Annotated in this window: 21 protein-coding genes; 4 read left to right on the forward strand and 17 right to left on the reverse strand. The window is 71.1% G+C overall.

What is annotated here, in order from left to right; all coding sequences use genetic code 11:
- Positions 1–27: 27 nt before the first annotated feature.
- The gene (locus Q1K33_RS00345; RefSeq protein WP_300399686.1) at positions 28–912 is read right to left on the reverse strand and encodes an amidohydrolase family protein; all 885 of its coding nucleotides are present in this window, start codon (positions 910–912) and stop codon (positions 28–30) included.
- Positions 905–1,402, reverse strand: a complete 498-nt coding sequence (gene smpB, locus Q1K33_RS00350) for an SsrA-binding protein SmpB (RefSeq protein WP_300399687.1) — start codon at positions 1,400–1,402, stop codon at positions 905–907. Before smpB ends, Q1K33_RS00345 begins: the two co-directional genes overlap by 8 nt.
- A gap of 96 nt (positions 1,403–1,498) precedes the next feature.
- Between smpB and Q1K33_RS00355 the strand changes: the two genes are divergently transcribed.
- Positions 1,499–1,702 (forward strand): hypothetical protein, encoded by a 204-nt coding sequence (locus Q1K33_RS00355; RefSeq protein WP_300399688.1) that lies wholly within the window; start codon positions 1,499–1,501, stop codon positions 1,700–1,702.
- A 10-nt stretch (positions 1,703–1,712) separates the two neighbouring features.
- Here the strand turns inward: Q1K33_RS00355 and Q1K33_RS00360 are convergent, their stop codons facing one another.
- The 3 genes from Q1K33_RS00360 to ftsE form a co-directional block, all read right to left on the reverse strand.
- Positions 1,713–2,930: a M23 family metallopeptidase gene (locus tag Q1K33_RS00360; protein ID WP_300399689.1), complete on the reverse strand. Its 1,218-nt coding sequence runs from the start codon at positions 2,928–2,930 to the stop codon at positions 1,713–1,715.
- A 119-nt stretch (positions 2,931–3,049) separates the two neighbouring features.
- On the reverse strand, positions 3,050–3,964 hold the full coding sequence (gene ftsX / locus Q1K33_RS00365) for a permease-like cell division protein FtsX (protein ID WP_300399690.1): 915 nt from the start codon (positions 3,962–3,964) through the stop codon (positions 3,050–3,052).
- A 70-nt stretch (positions 3,965–4,034) separates the two neighbouring features.
- On the reverse strand, positions 4,035–4,724 hold the full coding sequence (gene ftsE / locus Q1K33_RS00370) for a cell division ATP-binding protein FtsE (RefSeq protein WP_300399691.1): 690 nt from the start codon (positions 4,722–4,724) through the stop codon (positions 4,035–4,037).
- Between the two features lie 74 nt (positions 4,725–4,798).
- Here ftsE and Q1K33_RS00375 point away from each other — a divergent pair, with 74 nt between their 5' ends.
- Positions 4,799–5,485, forward strand: a complete 687-nt coding sequence (locus Q1K33_RS00375) for a hypothetical protein (RefSeq protein ID WP_300399692.1) — start codon at positions 4,799–4,801, stop codon at positions 5,483–5,485.
- Between the two features lie 15 nt (positions 5,486–5,500).
- Here Q1K33_RS00375 and prfB read toward each other — a convergent pair whose 3' ends face one another.
- A complete protein-coding gene (prfB, locus tag Q1K33_RS00380) occupies positions 5,501–6,619 on the reverse strand; it encodes a peptide chain release factor 2 (RefSeq protein WP_300399693.1) in 1,119 nt (372 codons plus the stop codon).
- A gap of 149 nt (positions 6,620–6,768) precedes the next feature.
- Between prfB and Q1K33_RS00385 the strand changes: the two genes are divergently transcribed.
- The gene (locus Q1K33_RS00385; protein ID WP_300399694.1) at positions 6,769–7,578 is read left to right on the forward strand and encodes a transporter substrate-binding domain-containing protein; all 810 of its coding nucleotides are present in this window, start codon (positions 6,769–6,771) and stop codon (positions 7,576–7,578) included.
- 5 nt (positions 7,579–7,583) lie between these two features.
- On the opposite strand, the gene Q1K33_RS00390 is transcribed toward Q1K33_RS00385, so the two are convergent.
- The 4 genes from Q1K33_RS00390 to Q1K33_RS00405 all read right to left on the reverse strand — a co-directional run bounded on the left by Q1K33_RS00390 (position 7,584) and on the right by Q1K33_RS00405 (position 9,605).
- Positions 7,584–8,060 carry a hotdog fold domain-containing protein gene (locus Q1K33_RS00390; RefSeq protein ID WP_300399695.1) on the reverse strand — a complete coding sequence of 159 codons (477 nt, stop codon included), beginning with the start codon at positions 8,058–8,060 and terminating at the stop codon, positions 7,584–7,586.
- Positions 8,061–8,106: 46 nt separating this feature from the next.
- Positions 8,107–8,370, reverse strand: coding sequence for a metal-sensitive transcriptional regulator (locus tag Q1K33_RS00395; protein WP_300399696.1), 264 nt, complete (start codon positions 8,368–8,370; stop codon positions 8,107–8,109).
- A gap of 159 nt (positions 8,371–8,529) precedes the next feature.
- Positions 8,530–8,778, reverse strand: a complete 249-nt coding sequence (locus tag Q1K33_RS00400; RefSeq protein WP_300399697.1) for a hypothetical protein — start codon at positions 8,776–8,778, stop codon at positions 8,530–8,532.
- The gene (locus Q1K33_RS00405; RefSeq protein ID WP_300399698.1) at positions 8,775–9,605 is read right to left on the reverse strand and encodes a trans-aconitate 2-methyltransferase; all 831 of its coding nucleotides are present in this window, start codon (positions 9,603–9,605) and stop codon (positions 8,775–8,777) included. The genes Q1K33_RS00400 and Q1K33_RS00405 overlap by 4 nt, the downstream gene beginning before the upstream one ends.
- A gap of 93 nt (positions 9,606–9,698) precedes the next feature.
- Here Q1K33_RS00405 and Q1K33_RS00410 point away from each other — a divergent pair, with 93 nt between their 5' ends.
- Positions 9,699–10,202, forward strand: a complete 504-nt coding sequence (locus Q1K33_RS00410) for a MarR family transcriptional regulator (RefSeq protein ID WP_300399699.1) — start codon at positions 9,699–9,701, stop codon at positions 10,200–10,202.
- Positions 10,203–10,255: 53 nt separating this feature from the next.
- On the opposite strand, the gene Q1K33_RS00415 is transcribed toward Q1K33_RS00410, so the two are convergent.
- The 7 genes from Q1K33_RS00415 to rsmI form a co-directional block, all read right to left on the reverse strand.
- The gene (locus Q1K33_RS00415) at positions 10,256–12,109 is read right to left on the reverse strand and encodes an ABC-F family ATP-binding cassette domain-containing protein (RefSeq protein WP_300399700.1); all 1,854 of its coding nucleotides are present in this window, start codon (positions 12,107–12,109) and stop codon (positions 10,256–10,258) included.
- Positions 12,109–13,098 carry a 4-(cytidine 5'-diphospho)-2-C-methyl-D-erythritol kinase gene (locus Q1K33_RS00420; protein ID WP_300399701.1) on the reverse strand — a complete coding sequence of 330 codons (990 nt, stop codon included), beginning with the start codon at positions 13,096–13,098 and terminating at the stop codon, positions 12,109–12,111. The genes Q1K33_RS00415 and Q1K33_RS00420 overlap by 1 nt, the downstream gene beginning before the upstream one ends.
- Positions 13,095–13,952 carry a 16S rRNA (adenine(1518)-N(6)/adenine(1519)-N(6))-dimethyltransferase RsmA gene (gene rsmA, locus Q1K33_RS00425; RefSeq protein ID WP_300399702.1) on the reverse strand — a complete coding sequence of 286 codons (858 nt, stop codon included), beginning with the start codon at positions 13,950–13,952 and terminating at the stop codon, positions 13,095–13,097. Before rsmA ends, Q1K33_RS00420 begins: the two co-directional genes overlap by 4 nt.
- Positions 13,953–14,081: 129 nt before the next feature.
- Entirely contained in the window at positions 14,082–15,305 is a 1,224-nt protein-coding gene (locus Q1K33_RS00430; RefSeq protein WP_300399703.1) for a resuscitation-promoting factor, read from the reverse strand.
- Between the two features lie 253 nt (positions 15,306–15,558).
- Positions 15,559–16,410 (reverse strand): TatD family hydrolase, encoded by an 852-nt coding sequence (locus Q1K33_RS00435; protein WP_300399704.1) that lies wholly within the window; start codon positions 16,408–16,410, stop codon positions 15,559–15,561.
- Positions 16,407–17,285 carry an alpha/beta fold hydrolase gene (locus Q1K33_RS00440; protein WP_300399705.1) on the reverse strand — a complete coding sequence of 293 codons (879 nt, stop codon included), beginning with the start codon at positions 17,283–17,285 and terminating at the stop codon, positions 16,407–16,409. Before Q1K33_RS00440 ends, Q1K33_RS00435 begins: the two co-directional genes overlap by 4 nt.
- On the reverse strand, positions 17,282–18,163 hold the full coding sequence (gene rsmI, locus Q1K33_RS00445; protein WP_300399706.1) for a 16S rRNA (cytidine(1402)-2'-O)-methyltransferase: 882 nt from the start codon (positions 18,161–18,163) through the stop codon (positions 17,282–17,284). The genes Q1K33_RS00440 and rsmI overlap by 4 nt, the downstream gene beginning before the upstream one ends.
- Positions 18,164–18,165: the final 2 nt, after the last annotated feature.

Consider the following 18,165-nt stretch of genomic DNA (forward strand, 5'->3'; position numbering starts at 1 on the left):
CCGGGCGGGGCCGGGCGGGGCCGGGGCTCACAGCCCGATCAGGTCGCGCCCGTTCTCCCAGCAGACGGCGCGCAGCCAGTCGTCGCCCAGGTCGAGGCCGGCCAGGCCGGTGAGCTGCTCGACGTACGGGTAGGGGATCGTCGGGAAGTCCGAGCCCAGCAGGATCTTGGGCTGGAGGTCGCGCAGCCGGGGCACCAGGTCGGCGGGGTAGGAAGCCCCGAAGAACTCTGTGAACATCATCGTCGTGTCGAGGCGGACCGACTCGTAGCGCTCGGCGAGAGCGAGGAACTCCGCGCACTCCGGAGCGCCCATGTGGGCCACGACGAGGGAGAGCCGCGGGAAGCGGGAGAGCAGTCGCCTCATCGAGCCCGGTCCGGTGAAGTCGTTGCCGACGGGTCCGGAGCCGGCGTGCACCACCACCGGCGTACCGGCGTCCGACAGCACGCCCCACACGGGATCCAACAGGGGGTCGTCGAGGTGGAACTCCCCCACCTGCAGGTGGATCTTGAAGATCTCGACGCCGGCGTGGACCTCCGCCGCGACGTAGCCCCCCGCCTCCGGCTCCGGGTAGAACGTCGCCGAGGAGACGACCTCCGGCACGCCCGCGGCGAATTCGCGCGACCAGTCGTTGAGGTAGGTCGCCACGCCCGGCTTGTGGGCGTAGGGCAGCGTCGAGAACCGGCGTACACCGAAGTCGCGCAGGATCGCGACGCGCTCCTCGTGCGACTCGCGGTAGCGGATCGGCCACTCGCGCCCGATCTTGGGTCCGGCCGCGTCGAAGACCGCCCAGACCGCGCGCTGGATGTTGGGCGGCAGGAAGTGGACGTGGACGTCGAAGAGCCCGGGCAGCCCCAGCCCCTCCCAGAACGACCGCACGGCGGCGGCGTCCGGGTGCGCAGGACGCTCAGTCATCCATGCCCTTGAGCCGGCGGCCGATCGCCTGCTCGGTCTCGCGGGTGGCCTGACGCTCGGCCAGGGAGTGGCGCTTGTCCCAGGACTTCTTGCCCTTCGCCAGGCCGATCTCGATCTTGGCGCGGCCGTCGACGAAGTAGAGCGACAGCGGGATGACCGTCAGTCCCTTCTCGGTGACCCGACGCTCGATCTTGTCGATCTCGATCCGGTTGAGCAGGAGCTTGCGCTTGCGCCGAGCGGAGTGATTGGTCCAGCTGCCCTGGGAGTACTCCGGGATGTGGACGCCGTGCAGCCAGGCCTCACCCCCGTCGATGTCGACGAAGCCGTCGACCAGGGAGGCCCGCCCCTGCCGAAGGGACTTGACCTCGGTGCCGACCAGGACCAGGCCGGCCTCGAAGGTGTCGTCGATGGCGTAGTCGTGACGCGCCTTCTTGTTGGCGGCGATCACGGTGCGCTTGGGAGCGTTCGCCTTCCCTGCTTGCTTGGCCATCCCACGATTCTCGCAGGCCGGAGCAACCGGCTTTCACCCGTGCCCGGTGCCGTGCCCGGTGCTACCGTGCGGGTCCGCAACTCGGAGGTGGAAGTCATGTGGCTCTTCTTGCTCGTGCTCGTACCGGTCGCCGTCGTCCTGCTGCTCGCCGCGCGCTCCGACTACCGGCTCAAGAAGCGCGGCAAGCGCCACGGCACCTTGTCGCGCGACGGCATCGGCAAGGCGCATGGCGACTCGACCCAGTACGGCGGCCCGACGCCCTACAACCCGCAGGGCAACGACATGGGCGGCCTCCCCTGACCGGCTCCCGTCAGAGGTAGGTCATCGGATTGACGGCCGTGCCGTTGGCCATCACCGTGAAGTGCAGGTGGCAGCCGGTCGACCACCCGGTGGAGCCGGCATAGCCGACCACGTCGCCGCGCGACACTCGCTGGCCCTTCGTGGCCTTGAACCCCGAGAGGTGGTTGTAGATCAGCACGAGGTTCTTGCCGTTGACGATCCCGACGTTGAGGAAGAGCCGGTTGCCGTAGACGTCGTCGTAGTAGGTGTCGATCACGGTGCCGGCCGCCGAGGCCACCAGCGCCTGACCGCACGAGACACCGAAGTCGGTGCCGTTGTGGAGACCGTAGTAGCCGTAGATCGGGTGGACCCGATAGCCGTACGGCGAGGTCACCGGCCCGTTGGTCGGGTAGCCGAGGAAGCCACCAGCCTTGCCGGTGAAGCCACCTCCCTGCTGCGCCTGCTTGGCCGCCTCGCGGCGGGCCAGGCGGACCAAGCGCTCCTGGATCGCGGCCTCGCGCTTCTCCAGTGCCTGCAGCCGGGCGCGGTCCTGAGCCTTGACCTGGAGCGCCTTCTTCTTCTTGGTCTCCGTCGAGGAGACCAGGCGGGCGACCTTGGCCTCCGCGGCCGTGGCGTCGTCGTAGAGGTCGCTGATCTTCGTGACCTGGCGCTGTGCCTGCGCGCGGTTGTCGGCGATGGCGTTCTTGGCCATCAGGACCTTCTGCTGCTTCTCCGCGAGACGCTGCTCGGCCAGCTCGAAGGCGTCGAGCTGCTGGGTGCCCCGCCCGACGATGACCTTGTCGGCGACGTCCTGACGTTGCAGGTCCTCGAGGGTGGCTGAGTTGAAGAACGCCCCGATCGCGCGCAGCTGCGGGTCGCCGTACGCGTAGAGCTTGAGGATGCTGTCGCGCACGTCGAGCCGCTGGTCGGCGACGTCCTGCTGACCATCGGCGAGCTCGAGGTCGGCGGCCGCGAGCGCCGCCTTGGCCTGCACGAGCTCCTCCTCGAGGCGCTGCTCGACCGCCTGCGCGTCGGCGAGCCGGCTGCGCACGTTGCCGAGGCGGGCCTGGGCGCTGGACAGCCTGCCCTGTGCCCGGTCGAGCGCACGGCCGGCCCGCATCGCCTCGCGGCTGGACTCCTTCAGGTCGCCGGCTGCCCGGGCGACCTGTCCCTGGACCTCGCGACGGCGTTCCTTGAGAGCGCCCGCGTCGTCGTCGGCGTGGGCGAGAGGCAGGGTGAGGGTTGCCACCGACACGGCACCGACCACAAGGACGGCAAGAGCATGTCGAGCGGCGCCGGGGAAGGAGCGCACTGGTGAGCCTTACTGCGTTCGGGGAAGTGAACGAGCCCCACGGTAGGTCCTCGACGTCAGAGTCTGAGGTATTTGCGTGTCAGCAGGAGTGTCGGGACCACGGTGAGGATCGGCGCGACGACCACCAGGACCAGCGACGTCTCGGCCCACTCGGCCCAGCCGATGAACGGGAGTGCCCGGACGACCTCGGACAGCCCGCCGATCAGGGCGAACTGGGTGAACGCCGCCACGGCTCCCACCGCCAGGGCGACGCCGAGCAGTGCGGTCACCAGCGCCTCGAGCAGGAACGGCAGGGCGATGAAGATGCGCGAGGCTCCCACCAGGCGCATGATCTCGATCTCCTTGCGCCTCGCCAGGGCCGTGAGGCGGATCGTGTTGGCGACCAGCAGGATCGAGGCGAGGAGCAGCGCCGCCGCGGCGCCCCACGAGCTGTACTGCAGGACGTCGATCAGGGTGAAGATCGGCTTGACCTCGTCCTTGGCCAGGGTGATGTAGCTGACCCCGTCGAGGTTGGCGACCGCGTCGACGGTGCCGTCGAAGTCGTTGGGGTCCTCCAAGGTGATCCGCACCGCCTGCGGAGCGTCCTCGACGGTGAAGACGGGATCCGGCCCCTCGAACTGCTCGGGGCCCAGGAGCGCCTTGAGCTTCTCCAGCGACTCGGCCTTCGACTCGAAGCGGAAGTCGGCGACCTCGGGGTTGTCGTCGATCGCGGTGGCGATCGCGGACTTCTGCTCCTCGGTGACCTCGCTGGTGCAGGAGGCGTTCTGCGGGTCGTCGGGCAGGCACAGCACGACCTGGATCTGCAGCTCGCTGCCGATGACGTCGACGGTCAGCTCGGCCTGCTTGCTCATCATCAGGCCGATGCCGGCCAGGCTCAGCGAGACGAACAGGGTCAGGACGACGGCCAGGTGCATCGAGGCGTTGCGGCGCAGGCCTTGGCGCAGGTTGGTGCTCACGTGGCGCAGCTGCATGGGGCGGGGGTTCTTTCCAGACGGGGGGAGGGCGTGGTGCGACGAGGGGTGTGCGGCGGGCGAGCCGCGCCTAGTGCTGGAAGCCGTAGACGCCGGTCGCCTCGTCGCGCACGACCCGTCCGTGGTCGAGCTCGATGACGCGCTTGCGCATCTGGTCCACGACGCCGTGGTCGTGGGTGGCCATCAGCACGGTGGTGCCGGTGGCGTTGATCCGGTCGAGCAGCTTCATGATGCCGACCGACGTGGCGGGGTCGAGGTTGCCGGTCGGCTCGTCGGCGATCAGGATCATCGGGTGGTTGACCATCGCGCGGGCGATGGCGACCCGCTGCTGCTCGCCGCCGGAGAGCTCCTCGGGCATCCGGTTGGCCTTGTCGGAGAGGCCGACCAGCTCGAGGGTCTCGGGGACGGTGCGCTTGATGTCGCGACCCGAGCGACCGATGACCTGGAGCGCGAAGGCGACGTTCTCGCTGACGTTCTTGTTCGGCAGGAGCCGGAAGTCCTGGAAGACGGTGCCGATCTGGCGGCGCAGCCGCGGCACCTTCCAGGTCGCCAGGCGGTTGATCTCCTTGCCGGCGACGTAGACGCGACCGGTGGTGGGCCGCATCTCGCGCAGCAGCAGCCGCAGCGCGGTCGACTTGCCCGACCCGGAGGCGCCGACGAGGAAGACGAACTCGCCCTTGTCGACGTTGATGGTCACCTGGTTGAGCGCGGGCTTGTCGGGCCCCGCGTAGGACTTGGTGACTTTCTCGAAGCGGATCACCGGCCTGACGGTACGCGACGTACCTGGGATGCGGCTGAACGCCGGCCGCGGCCCGGGTCGATACATTGGCGGGCGTGTCCCCCCGCCCCGATGCCGTACGCCGTCTCGCCCCGCTGGCGGTCGTCGCAGCGCTGGTCGTGGTCGTCGTGGCCGTGCTCCTGGTCACGCTGGGCGACTCCGACGAAGCCGGCGACGCGCCCGCGGGTGGCGACTCCCCCGGGGCGGACGTGACGACGTCGAGTCCCCCGGTGCCGACGCCCCTGGAGGACGTCGACACCAGCGTGCTCACCGTGCCGCGGGAGAGCTTCTGCGAGCTGGTCGCGCCCGAGAGCCTCTCCGCCGCCCTCGGCGGGGAGCCGGACGACGTACGGACCTATGCCAACGGCGAGTCGACCGTGATCGCCTCGGGCGTCGAGGACATCGCCCACGAGTACGGCTGCCGCTGGAAGCGCGGGCGCACCGTCGCCCGCGCCTGGGTCTTCGCCCCGCCGGTGACCCCCGACTCAGCGCAGGATCTCGCGAAGACCGCCCGCGGCGAGGAGGGATGCTCGGTCAAGCGCAGCGCGCCCGACTTCGGCGACCCCTCGGTGGCGCTGACCTGCCGGGCCGGCAAGAGCGTCGAGGCGTCGTACCGCGGGCTGTTCGGTGACGCCTGGCTGGCGTGCTCGCTCAACGCTCCCGGCTCACGCCAGGACGTGCTCGCCCGGACCGGCGACTGGTGCGTCGCGGTCGCCGAGGCGGCCTCCCAGCCGCCCGCGTGATGCCGCGCTGAGCGGCTAGTTCTCCTCGGCCTTCTCGCTGTTGCGGCGCCACCGGATGCCGGCCTCGAGGAAGCCGTCGAGGTCACCGTCGAAGACCGCGGTCGGGTTGCCGACCTCGTAGCCGGTGCGCAGGTCCTTGACCACCTGGTAGGGGTTGAGCACGTAGTTGCGCATCTGGTCGCCCCAGCTGGCCTGCACGTCGCCGCGCATCGAGTCGAGGTGTGCCTTCTCCTCGGCCTTCTTGCGCGCGAGCAGCTTGGCCTTGAGGACCACCATCGCGCTGGCCTTGTTCTGCAGCTGGCTCTTCTCGTTCTGACAGCTGACCACCGTGCCCGTGGGCAGGTGGGTGAGCCGGACGGCGGAGTCGGTCGTGTTGACCGACTGACCACCCGGACCGCCGGAGCGGTAGACGTCGACGCGGATCTCCTCGTCGGGCACGTCGATCTCGTCGGTCTGCTCGAGCACCGGCACGACCTCGACCGCCGCGAAGCTGGTCTGGCGGCGGCCCTGGTTGTCGAAGGGGCTGATCCGCACGAGGCGATGGGTGCCGGACTCCACGGACAGCGTGCCGTAGGCGTAGGGGGCGTGGATCGCGAAGGTGGCCGACTTGAGGCCCGCCTCCTCGGCGTACGACGTCTCGAAGACCTCGACCTTGTAGTCGTGCTGCTCGGCCCAGCGGACGTACATCCGCATGAGCGTCTCGGCGAAGTCGGCGGCGTCCACGCCTCCGGCGCCGGAGCGGATGGAGACCAGCGCCTCGCGCATGTCGTACTCGCCGTTGAGCAGGGTGCGGACCTCGAGACCCTCGACGGCCTTGGTCACCTTGCCGAGCTCGCGCTCGGCCTCGGCGATCGAGTCCTCGTCGCCCTCCTCCTGGCCGAGCTCGATGAGGACCCCGACGTCCTCGATCCGGCCCTCCAGCTCGAGGAAGCGGTCGAGGGTGCCCTGGAGGAAGGAGAGCTTGCCGGTCACGCGTGTGGCGTTGTCCTGGTCGTCCCAGAGGTCGGGAGCAGCGACCTGGTCGCCGAGGTCCTTGATCTCCTCGCGCATGCCGTCGAGGTCCAGGACCTGACCGATGGTGTGCATCGTCGCCTGGAGCTGCTTGATCTGGGTCTCGAAATCTGGGCCTGCCACACGCGCAGGCTACTCGGGGAGCCTGGCAGCACGACAAACGAGAGCTGCTACCGAGTGCCTGCGCGGGCCCGGCCACCGTCCTACACTCGACGGGCGGCGGGCCCCAGACGCAGCCTCGCCCGCCGGACCCGACTCCTGGAGCACCCCACATGCACCTGAACCGCCTGCTCGCAGGTGTGACCGCCCTGCTGAGCCTCGCGCTCGCGGGCTGCACGGACGACGCCGTGTCCGCAGGGCCTCAGCGCAGCCTCACGATCGGGATCGACGCGGACGCGCCGGGCTTAGCCGAGCTGGAGGGCGACCAGCTGGTGGGCTTCGACATCGACGTCGCCCGCTACGTCGCCACCGCGCTGGGGTGGACCGAGCAGGAGATCGAGTTCGTGCCGGTCGCGCCGGCGGATCGGGAGGAGAGCCTGCAGAACGGCGACGTGGACCTGGTGGTGGGCACCTACCGGATGACCCCCGAGCGCAGCCGGCTCGTGGACTTCGCCGGGCCCTACGTCACCGCGAAGCAGGACCTGCTGGTCACCTTCGACAACGCCGGGATCACGGGGCCGCACAGTCTCGACGGGCGTCGCCTGTGCTCGGTGCGGGGCTCCGAGGACAGCGCCGTGCTCACCTCGGACCGCTTCTCCCCCGGCGCCCGCGTCGTCACCCGCGCATCGTTGCGCGAGTGCGTCGACGCGGTGCGCGACGGCGACGCCGGGGCGGTCAGCGCCGAGGACGTCGTCCTGAGCGGTTTCGTCGCGGAGGAGCCCCAGGAGCTGAAGGTCGTCGAGTCGCCGTTCGCCGTGCATCGCTTCGGCATCGGCCTGCCCAAGGGCTCGCCCGACGTCGCGGTGGTCAACGACCTGCTCGCCGAGTGGATCTCGTCGGGCAACTGGCGAGCCAGCTACGTGACGCACCTCGGGGACGGCGGTCTGCCGCTTCCCCGGCCGCCGTCACCGGGAATCGGCTGACAGCGCTACTTCTTCGGGGTCACGTAGAGCTTGATGACACCCTCGATGACCACGGTGCCGTCGTCGCGCACGCCACGCACCCGCACCGGCAGCTGCGGGTCGTCGCCGGTCCACTGCTCGGCGTCGGTCTCGGCGATGCAGGTGATGTCACTGGTCGCCTTCGCCGTGTAGGTGACGTCCATCCCCTGCGGGATCCAGCGCTTGTCCTGCGGGATCGAGGCCTCGGCCAGGGCGCCCATGGCCGCCTCGAGGCCGTTGCACAACGCGATCGCGTGCACGGTGCCGATGTGGTTGTGCACCCCGCGCCGCTTCGGGATGACCAGCTCGGCGTAGTTGGCCCGCAGCTCCACGAAGCGTGGGCGGATGGTGGAGAAGTACGGCGCCTTCTGGCTGAAGGCGATCGAGAACGCCTTCTTGCCCCACGTCGTCCCGACCACGGGAAGGCTGCTGGCGGTGCGCCACAGCGAGAGGACCTGACTCATGCCACCGCATATTACCCGCTGGTAACCAGGTGGGTCCGGCCGGCCGTCATCCCAGGGACAGGAAGAGCTTCTCCAGGTGCTCGAGCTGCTCCTCGGTCACGGCCCCGCCGTCGTCGACACTGCCGCGCCACTCCGCGGCCACCATCGCGAAGCCGGCCCGGTCCAGGGCGCTGGTGACCGCCTTGAGCTGGTTGAGGACGGCGGAGAGCTCGCGCTCCTCCTCCATCATCCGCAGCACTCCGGCGAGCTGCCCCTGAGCGCGCTTGATGCGATTGAGCACCGCCGTACGGTCGCTACCAGATGGCGACATGGCCCCACACCCCTTTGTCTGTCCGGCAAATCTCGGCCCCACGCCGAGACGCCCCCCATTGCGGGAACCTCGATGGCTTCCCTTGCGGACGATCACTGGAACCGTCGGGCCCCGAGAGGCCCGGCGAGTCGCAGTTACAACGCCCCATTGAACCAGGGGTTACGCCGGGGTGGGTATCTCATGGACTGGCCCGCCGGCCTCAGCTCCGCCGTCGGCAGCGGCCAGCAGCTCCACCCGGTCGCCGTGGGTGTCGAAGGTGTGCGGCCGCTCGAAGCCGGCGAACGTGTGCCGTTGGCTCTCGTCGACCTCGCAACCCATCCTCCGCAGCCGTGCGGCCTCGGCGTCGAGGTCGCACGCCGGCGGCTCACCCCCCTGGGGGCAGGCGACCTGGACGTGGTGGAGTCTCATCGGGCACCTCGCGAGACCCGCGCCACGACGAAGACGCGCCGGAAAGGCAGGAGGACCCGGCCCCGGTCCGAGGGCGGGTACGCCGTACGCAGCCGCGCCTTGAGCTCCTCCTCGAACTCCCCTCGGAGTCCGGCGGACTCGGCTTCCAGCGCTTGCAGGGTCGGCCGCGCCCCGGTGCCACTCACCCAGGTGAAGACGGGGTCGGGGTCGGCGCGCGTCGACAGCACGTGCAGGTAGGTCGTCTCCCACGCGTCCACGGCGCAGCCGAGCGCGGCGAGCGCCTCCAGGTAGACCGTCGGGTCGTGGCTCGCCGGCGTGGCCAGGCCGCGGGTGTGGGCGACGTACGGCGCCTCGTCGGCGAGCACGCGTCGGATCTCGTGGCTCGGCTCGGCGAAGTTGCCGGGCACCTGGAACGCCAGCCAGCCTCCAGGCGCGACCGCTTCCACGAGGCGGGGCAGGAGGTCGAGATGACCGCCGACCCACTGCAGGGTCGCGTTGGAGACCAGGACGTCGACGGGGGCGTCCGGTCGCCACTCACGCAGGTCGGCGACCCCGAACGAGAGCGACCCGTCGCCATCGGGGCGTACGACGTCGCGGCGGGCGGCAGCGATCATCTCGGGGCTGGAGTCGAGGCCCGTCACCTGCGCCTGCGGCCAGCGCTCGGCGAGCAGACGGGTGAGGTTGCCGGGGCCGCACCCGAGGTCGACCACGGCGGCCGGTGCCGGTGCACCGATCCGGGAGATCAGGTCGACGAACGGTCGGCCTCGCTCATCGGCGAAGGTGAGGTAGCGCTCGGGGTCCCACGAGTGTGGCTGCGTCCCGGCCATCGGAGGCCTTTCTTCTTGACGTCAAGATACTTCAGGATGCGCCGGGTTTATCTCGATGTCAAGATTCTTGAAGGGGGGCGTAGAGTGCGCGGCATGCGTGACGAGGTGGACGACCTGATGGAGGCCTGGGCGCGCGAGCGCGCCGACCTCGACCTCGAGCCCGTCGCCGTGTTCAGTCGGATCTCGCGCCTGGCCCGCCACGTGGACCTGGCCCGCCGTACGGCGTTCAGCGACCACGGCATCGAGTCGTGGGAGTTCGACGTCCTCGCCGCCCTGCGCCGCGCTGGCGCGCCGTACGAGCTCTCGCCGGGACGCCTGCTGCGCGAGACGCTGGTCACCAGCGGCACGATGACCAACCGGGTCGACCGGCTGGCCGGGCGCGGCTTCGTCGAGCGCTCCCCCGACCCCGGCGACCGTCGCGGAGTGATCGTCCGACTGACCCCCGAGGGCAAGACTGCCGTCGACGGCGCCTTCGAAGCCCTCCTCGACGCCGAGCGCGCCCTGCTCGCCGACTTCCCGGTCGACGACCAGACCCGCCTGGCCGGCCTCCTGCGGTTGCTGTTGTCGCCGTTCGGGTCGCCGCCGGTTGCTGGGTAGTCCCGTCACGCGCGTCGGGCCGGTGCGCCATTCATGCGTCACCCCACCCGCCGCTACTCAACGACCTCCGAGGCCTCGAGCCACTCCATCTCGAGGTCGTCCTTCTCGGCCAGGAGCTGCTGCAGCTCGGCGCCGAGCGCGGCCAGGCGCTCGTAGTCGTCGGTGCTCTGCTCGAGCTCCTTGTTGAGCTCGATCTCGCGGAGCAGCACCCGCTTGAGCTGCTTCTCGATCCGGGAGATCGCCTTGCGGGCGGCGCGTTCCTCGGCGGAGCCGGGCTTCGCCTTCGTCGGTACGACGCTGTCCCCGGTGCTGCCGTTCGTCTCGCCGGGTTTCGTCTCGCTCGCACGACCTCGTGCCTCGGTCGTGTCGCTCGCTCTACCTTCGCTCCCGACAACCGCGGGCTCGTTCCTCGCCCCCGCTTGTCTCCGCTCCAGGTACTCGTCCACCCCGCGCGGCAGCATCGACAGCTGACCGTCACCCAGCAGCGCCCAGACCGAGTCGGTGACGCGCTCGAGGAAGTACCGGTCGTGGGAGACGACCACGAGGGTGCCCGGCCAGGCGTCGAGGAAGTCCTCGAGCACGTTGAGGGTCTCGATGTCGAGGTCGTTGGTGGGCTCGTCGAGCAGGAGCACGTTGGGCTCGGTGAGCAGCAGCTTGAGCAGCTGGAAGCGGCGTCGCTCGCCACCGGAGAGGTCGCCCAGCCGAGCCGTGAGCCGGTCGCCGGTGAAGCCGAAGCGCTCGAGCAAGGACGTGGCGGTGATCTCGCCGGTCGCCGTGGTCGTGACCCGCCGGATCCCCTCGACGGTGGGCAGCACCCGTCCGTCTGGGTCGACGTCGTCGAGCGCCTGGGTGAGGTGCTGCAGCGCGACCGTACGGCCGAGCTTCATCGTGCCCGCCCGCGGTGCGAGGGTGCCGGAGAGCAGCGAGAGCACCGACGTCTTGCCGGCGCCGTTGACTCCCACGATGCCAACGCGGTCACCGGCGCCGAGCCGCCACGTGGCGCCCGACAGCAGCTGACGATCGCCCCGGAAGAGGTCGACGTCCTCGACGTCGATGACGTCCTTGCCGAGCCGCTGGGTGGCGAACTTCTGCAGCTCGAGGCGGTCGCGCGGCGGCGGCTCGTCCTCGATCAGCTGGTTGGCGGCGTCGATGCGGAACTTCGGCTTCGACGTGCGGGCGGGAGCACCGCGGCGCAGCCAGGCGAGCTCCTTCTTCATCAGGTTCTGCCGGCGCGCCTCTGACGAAGAGGCCTGCCGCGCACGCTCGGCCTTGGCGAGCACGAACGCGGCGTACCCGCCCTCGTAGACGTCGACCTGGCCGTCGTGGACCTCCCAGGTCCACTGGCACACCTCGTCGAGGAACCACCGGTCGTGGGTGACCACCACCAGCGCAGACGTACGGCGGCGCAGGTGCCCGGCCAGCCAGGCCACCGCCTCCACGTCGAGGTGGTTGGTCGGCTCGTCGAGCACGATCAGCTCGTGGTCGCCCAGCAGCAGGGCCGCGAGCGCGCAGCGACGTCGCTCGCCACCGGAGAGCCCGAGCACCGCGCGGTCCAGCTCGACGCCGGCGAGGAGCTCGGTGACGATCTCGCGCAGCGTGGAGTCGGCCGCCCACTCGTGGTCGGAGCGACCGCCGAGCACGGCTTCGCGCACGGTGTGGCTGTCGACCAGCTCGTCGCCCTGGTGCAGGTAGCCGATGAGGAGTCCGCGCTGCTGGGAGACCCGGCCGCCGTCCGGCTCCTCGATCCCGCTCATCACCTCGAGCAGGGTGGTCTTGCCGTCCCCGTTGCGTCCGACGATGCCGATCCGGTCACCCGCGCCGACGCCGAGGGAGACCTCGGCCAGCAGGGGGCGGATGCCGTAGGACTTGACGACCTTCTCCAGGTTGAGGAGGTTCTGCTGGGCCATCAGGCATGGTCCTTGACGAGATGGGCGCCGGCGACGGCACCGTTGGCGACGAGCACGTTGTCGTGCCCCGAGCGGATGAGAGCGCCGGCGAGGTCGCGGGCGTGGTCGGCGGACTCGCACAGGAAGACGCACGTGGGTCCGGACCCGGACACCAGCCCGCGCAGGGCCCCCTCGCTCTCACCGCGACTGATCAGCCCACCGAGCTCGGGGCGCAGGTCGATGGCGGCCTCCTGGAGGTCGTTGTGCAGGGTGCGGGCCAGGCTGACGGCCTGACCGGTGCGCAGCGCCCCGAGGAGCAGGTCGGCCTCCGGCGGCTGCGCCGGCGCGTCCGGGAAGAGCTTGTCGAAGTGCCGGTAGACCTCCGGGGTCGAGAGTCCGGCCCGGTCGGGCACGAGCACCCACCACCAGGTCCCGACGTCGGCCACCGACTCGACGAGCTCGCCGCGGCCGGTGCCGAGCGCCGTACCGCCGATCAGGGCGAACGGCACGTCGCTGCCCAGCTCGGCAGCGATGCGGAGCAGGTCGTCGTCGCTGGTGTCGAGGTCGAAGGCCCGGTCCAGGGCCACCAGTGCGGCGGCGGCATCGGCCGAGCCGCCCGCCAACCCACCGGCCACCGGGATCGCCTTCTCGATGTCGAGGCGACCCTCGAGCTCGCGCCCGTGCAGGCGTCCCAGCGCGATCGCGGCGGCGTGGGCGAGGTTGCGCTCATCCGTGGGTACGGCGTCCAGGTCGATCCAGTCGCTGCCGCCCACGACGACCCGCAGACCCCCGCCGCTGTCGCTGCCGCTGTCGCTGTCGGCATCGCCATGGCGGGTGGCGGTGACGTCGTCGCACAGCCCGATCGCCTGGTAGACGGTCGTCAGGGGGTGGAAGCCGTCCTCGCGCGGGGCTCCCACGCCGAGGTGGAGGTTGATCTTCGCGGCGGCGCGCACGGTCACCGGGAGGGACCGGCCGATCCGCGACGTCGAGCCGGTGGGTGGCGGTGTCATCTCAGTCCTTCGGCGAGCACGGCGAACTGCTCGATCGTGAGCGCCTCCCCGCGGGTGAGCGGGTCCACGCCCGCGTGGTCCAGGGCGGCCTCGACTGCCTCGGCGGAGCCGAAGAGCTCGCGCAGCACCCCGCGCAGGGCCTTGCGGCGGTGGGCGAAGGCGGCGTCGACCACGGCGAAGACCTCGTCACGGGAAGCAGTGGTGGGCGGTGGCTCGCGGCGGGCCCAGGCGACCAGCCCCGAGTCGACGTTGGGCGCCGGCCAGAAGACGTTGCGCCCGATAGCGCCGGCGCGTCGTACGTCGGCGTACCAGGCCGCCTTGAGGGAGGGGACGCCGTACGCCTTGGTGCCGGGGCGGGCCGCAAGCCGGTCGGCGACCTCGGCCTGGACCATGACCAGGCCTCGTTCGAGTGACGGCAGCAGCGCGAGCAGGTGCAGCAGCACCGGCACCGACACGTTGTAGGGCAGGTTGGCGACCAGCGCGGTGGGCGCGGGCCCCGGCAGGTCGGTGATCCGCAACGCGTCGGCGTGGACGAGCGTGAAGGCATCGGCCTGCGCGGGTGCGTACTCCGCGATCGTCGTCTCCAGCAGGCCGGCGAGCTTGTCGTCGATCTCGACGGCCGTCACGTGCCGGGCCACGTCGAGCAGGGCGAGGGTCAGCGACCCGAGGCCGGGACCGACCTCGATGACCACGTCGGCGTCGGTGATGGCGGACTCGCGCACGATCCGGCGGCAGGTGTTGGCGTCGATCACGAAGTTCTGGCCACGCTGCTTGGTGGGACGCAGGTCCAGCTCCCCGGCGAGACGACGGACGTCCGCCGGCCCGAGATACCTCGGACCGGCGGACGACGTCATGGGTTGAAGGCTATGGCTCACGGCCGTGACTGTCCGCACCAGGTCTCGACACGCCCGGTCGCGGCTTCGTTCCTCAGCCGGCGCGGGCTGCTCGACCACCAACGATGTGATCCGCTGGCGCGTCTCACATCACCTCGGCAGGCCGAGCTTGGCCGCGCAGCCGGGCCACGCGCCGTACCCGCCCCGAGCGGCGCGCAGCCGCTCGGCCACGGCGATCTGGGTGGCACGCGAGTTGTTGCTCGGCAGTCCGGTGCCGCCGTAGGCCTGCCACGTGCCGAGGTTGAACTGCAGCCCGCCGTAGTAGCCGTTGCCGGTGTTGATCGCCCAGTTGCCGCCCGACTCGCACTGCGCGAGCCGGTCCCAGACGGTGCCGCCGCCGGCGAAGTTCGGTGCCGCAGCGGGGGGCGGGGTCGGCTTGGGCTTGGTCCCGACGCGCACGATCGCGTCGACCGGGTCGCGGGTGACCTTGGCCTTGAGGACCTTGCGCTTGCTGAGCTCGCCGTTGACGTAGACCAGGCGGTACTTCACGTTGCGCAGGCCGGGCGTGCCGGAGCGTTCGGTCGTGGTGGTGCCGACGGTCAGCGTGGAGTCGTCCTTCCTCTGCGTGCTGAAGTCGATCTCCTCGCCGGCGACGGACTTCTTCCTCCAGCGCACGTCGGTGAAGACGATCGTGTCGCCGTCGGTGACCTCGGCGCCCAGCGCGGGCTTGGTGCGGTCGCGCTTGCCGACCTCGACGCCCATCTGCTCCAGGGCTCCCTCGACGGTCATCGCCGGGACCTTGCGGACCTTCTTCTTGCCGGCGACCTTGAAGGTCAGCTTCTTGGGCGTCACGACCTCCAGCTCGAGGCCGCCACGGTCGATGCCGGCGCCGCGGCTGCTCGAGAGCCGCGAGTCGTCGTACGTCGCGCCGATCTCGCCGAGTGCCGAGTCCACGTCGGTGGAGGTCACCCAGTGCGTGGTGGTCTCGCCGTCCACGGTCAGCTCGACCGGACGCCCGAGGCGCACGTTGATCAGCGCACCGTCCTCGACAGGCTCGTCGAGCGCCGGGGCGACCAGGTCGTGCTCGCCGATCTCGATGCCCTCGTCGGCCAGCACGTCGGCCACGGTGGCGCCACGCGAGGTGATCTCACGCGCCTCGCCGTCGACCGAGACCGTGAGCTCCGTGCCGAGGGCTGCGTAGCCGTACGTCGTGCCCGCCACCGCGAGCAGCGCCGTCGCGATCAGCGAGGCCAGGACGGCCTTGCTGCGCACGAGCCCGCTCAAGCGGCCGCGCTCGGTGCCGCCGGCTGCGGCGGGCGCCGTGGCTGCGGTGGCCCCGGTTGTCTGAGGGTCGAGGTCGTCGTGGATCGGCACAGTGCTCCGAACGTCGTACTACCCGGGCCTCGGGAGGCCGGCGCCGAACCACGCGCTCGCGGTGCGGTGCCGAACGGAACGTCCCCGATCCCGGCCAACAGCGCCCCACGAGACCAGCGCCCGCAAGGGAAGTGCAAACTCAGCCGGCACCCTGCCACGGGGCAACGTGGCCAGGATCACGTAAGAGGCTTCTCTACTTCACACGATCCTCACGACCCGGTCTCCGGAGGACTCACGGCGTACCGCCGGCTTCTCACCAGGCGCCACCGAACGCCGTGAACGTGTTCGCCTCCACCGCCCGGCACAGCTCCTCGAGATCGTCGCCGCGGGTCTCGGCCATCGAGCGCATCGTGAGCGGGACCAGGTAGGAGGCGTTGGGTCGACCCCGGTAGGGCGTGGGTGTGAGGTAGGGGGCGTCGGTCTCGACGAGCACCCGGTCGCGTGGCGCCACGACGAGGGCGTCGCGCAGGGGCTGGGCGTTCTTGAAGGTGACGGTGCCGGAGAAGGAGAGAAAAGCGCCCCGGTCCAGGCAACGCCGAGCGACGTCGGCGTCACCGGAGAAGCAGTGCATCACCCAGCGCTCGGGCGCGCCCTCCTCGTCGATCACGGCGAGCACCTCCTCGTGGGCGTCGCGGTCGTGGATCACCAGGGTCTTGTCGAGCCGCTTGGCGAGGTCGATGTGGCGCCGGAACGACGCGACCTGCGCCGCGCGCCCCTCCTCGCCCGTACGGAAGTGGTCGAGCCCGGTCTCCCCCACCGCGCGAACGCGGTCGTGGGCCTGCGCCAACGCCTCGATCTCGACCAGCGCCGCCTCGAGGGTCCCCTCCGCGTCGAGTCGTGGCGCTTCGTTGGGGTGCAGCGCGACGCCGGCGACCAGGGCGTCGTACGACGTCGCAGCCGTCACGGCCCAGCGGGCGCCGGGCAGGTCGCACCCGATCTGGACGATCCTCGAGACGCCCACGGCCGCGGCCGCGGCGATCGCCTCCGCGACCGCGGTCTCACCGGGACTCTCGTGGGCGATGTCGAGGTGGCAGTGGTTGTCGACGACCGGGTGGGGCAGGGGCTCGGGGGCCGGAGGCGCCTCCCCCTCGCGGCGCGGACTCACGAGACGGAGGCGCGACGCTCGAGGATCGCCCTCGCGAGGGCCTCTGCCGCCTGGGTGGGGATCCAGTGTGAGACGCCGCTGAGCTCCACGAACTCGTAGGGACCGGTCACGTGGGGCGGGGTCAGCTCGGTGCCACGACGCCCCAGGGCGGCGTCCTCGTCGCTCCACACCAGGGTGGTGGGGACGGTGACGTCGGTGCCGCGCGCGGCCGAGCCCATCAGCGGGAGGGCGCGGTACCAGGCCAGCCCGCCCGGGAGGGCGCCGTACTCGAGGATCTCGTGGCGACAGCGCGCCACCTCGGCCGACGTCATCCCGATCTGCTTCAGCGACGACAGGAAGACCTGGGGCGCGAAGCGGCCCACGAGATCGACCAGCAACGGGATCTGGAAGAGCAGCATGTACCAGGACTTGAGGCCCTGGCTGCTCGTGGCGACGGCCTTGAGGAAGGCCATCGGGTGCGGCACCGAGACCGCGGTCCAGGACCGCACCAGGTCCGGGCGCCTGGCCGCGACGCTCCAGCCCACGATGGCGCCCCAGTCGTGACCGACCAGGTCGACCGGCTGCCCGATCTCCTCGATCAGCGCGATGGCGTCGTCACCCAGCGCCCCGATCCGGTAGTTCCAGCGCCCGAAGGGCCGCGCGCGCGGTGAGTAGCCGCGCTGGTCCGGGGCGTAGGTGCGCACGCCCTCGGCGTGCAGCAGCGGCGCGACGTCGCGCCAGCAGGTGGACCGCTCGGGGAAGCCGTGCAGCAGCACGGCCGGGGTGCCCTCGAGCGGCCCGTCGTCCAGGACGTCGAAGGTCAGGCCGTTGCGCTGGTAGGACGTGATCCGCGATGGACCGGTGCCGGGGACGGTGCCGGGGACGGGGGCGCTCATCGGACGTGCACCGCCTGGTAGACCTCACGCTTGGGCAGGCCCGCGAGGCGGGCTACGTCGAGGATGGCGTCCTTGCGAGTCATGCCCTGATCCTCTCGCGCCTGGACCTCGGCGCGCAGGGAGGCTTCGTCCGTCGAGATGGCCGCGGCCGGTGAGGCCCCGGCGACCACGATCGTGACCTCGCCGCGCACCCCCTCGGCAGCCCACGCCACCAGCTCGCCGAGCCGACCACGGCGTACCTCCTCGTGGGTCTTGGTGAGCTCGCGGCACACCGCCGCCGGGCGGTCCTCGCCCCAGGCCTCGGCCATCGCGGCGAGTGCGGCCTCGGTGCGGTGCGGCGCCTCGAAGAAGACCAGGGTGCGCTGCTCGGCGGCCAGGTCGGCCAGGCGTCGCGAGCGCTCCCCCGCCTTGCGGGGCAGGAACCCCTCGAAGCAGAACCGGTCGACGGGCAGGCCCGAGACCGCCAGCGCCGTCAGCACCGCGGAGGGGCCGGGCACGGCGGTGACCCGCACCCCGGCCTCGACCGCGGCGGCGACCAGGCGGTAGCCCGGGTCGGAGACGCTGGGCATGCCCGCGTCGGTGACGAGCAGGACCCGGTTGCCCGCCAGCAGGTCGTCGACGAGACCCGGCGTACGGCGTTGCTCGTTGCCCTCGAAGTAGGAGACGACGCGCCCGGTGATCGTCACACCCAGGTCGGTGGTCAGCCGCTTGAGCCGGCGGGTGTCCTCGGCCGCGACCACGTCGGCCGTCGAGAGCTCCTCGGCCAGTCGCGCCGGCGCGTCGCCCGGCTGCCCGATCGGGGTCCCGGCCAGGACGAGCACGCCCGCCTCGTCGGTCGCGCCGGCCACGTCCGCCCGTGTGTCCTCGTCCTCAGCCACCC

Origin of the sequence: Nocardioides sp., assembly GCF_029937575.1 — a bacterium.
Lineage (GTDB): Bacteria > Actinomycetota > Actinomycetes > Propionibacteriales > Nocardioidaceae > Nocardioides.

Coding starts and splice junctions, on each gene's coding strand:
- Q1K33_RS00345 (WP_300399686.1), bottom strand. CDS start 912: ATGACTGAGCGTCCTGCGCACCCGGACGCCGCCGCCGTGCGGTCGTTC.
- smpB (WP_300399687.1), bottom strand. CDS start 1,402: ATGGCCAAGCAAGCAGGGAAGGCGAACGCTCCCAAGCGCACCGTGATC.
- Q1K33_RS00355 (WP_300399688.1), top strand. CDS start 1,499: ATGTGGCTCTTCTTGCTCGTGCTCGTACCGGTCGCCGTCGTCCTGCTG.
- ftsX (WP_300399690.1), bottom strand. CDS start 3,964: ATGCAGCTGCGCCACGTGAGCACCAACCTGCGCCAAGGCCTGCGCCGC.
- Q1K33_RS00385 (WP_300399694.1), top strand. CDS start 6,769: ATGCACCTGAACCGCCTGCTCGCAGGTGTGACCGCCCTGCTGAGCCTC.
- Q1K33_RS00390 (WP_300399695.1), bottom strand. CDS start 8,060: ATGAGTCAGGTCCTCTCGCTGTGGCGCACCGCCAGCAGCCTTCCCGTG.
- Q1K33_RS00395 (WP_300399696.1), bottom strand. CDS start 8,370: ATGTCGCCATCTGGTAGCGACCGTACGGCGGTGCTCAATCGCATCAAG.
- Q1K33_RS00400 (WP_300399697.1), bottom strand. CDS start 8,778: ATGAGACTCCACCACGTCCAGGTCGCCTGCCCCCAGGGGGGTGAGCCG.
- Q1K33_RS00405 (WP_300399698.1), bottom strand. CDS start 9,605: ATGGCCGGGACGCAGCCACACTCGTGGGACCCCGAGCGCTACCTCACC.
- Q1K33_RS00410 (WP_300399699.1), top strand. CDS start 9,699: ATGCGTGACGAGGTGGACGACCTGATGGAGGCCTGGGCGCGCGAGCGC.
- Q1K33_RS00415 (WP_300399700.1), bottom strand. CDS start 12,109: ATGGCCCAGCAGAACCTCCTCAACCTGGAGAAGGTCGTCAAGTCCTAC.
- Q1K33_RS00420 (WP_300399701.1), bottom strand. CDS start 13,098: ATGACACCGCCACCCACCGGCTCGACGTCGCGGATCGGCCGGTCCCTC.
- rsmA (WP_300399702.1), bottom strand. CDS start 13,952: ATGACGTCGTCCGCCGGTCCGAGGTATCTCGGGCCGGCGGACGTCCGT.
- Q1K33_RS00440 (WP_300399705.1), bottom strand. CDS start 17,285: ATGAGCGCCCCCGTCCCCGGCACCGTCCCCGGCACCGGTCCATCGCGG.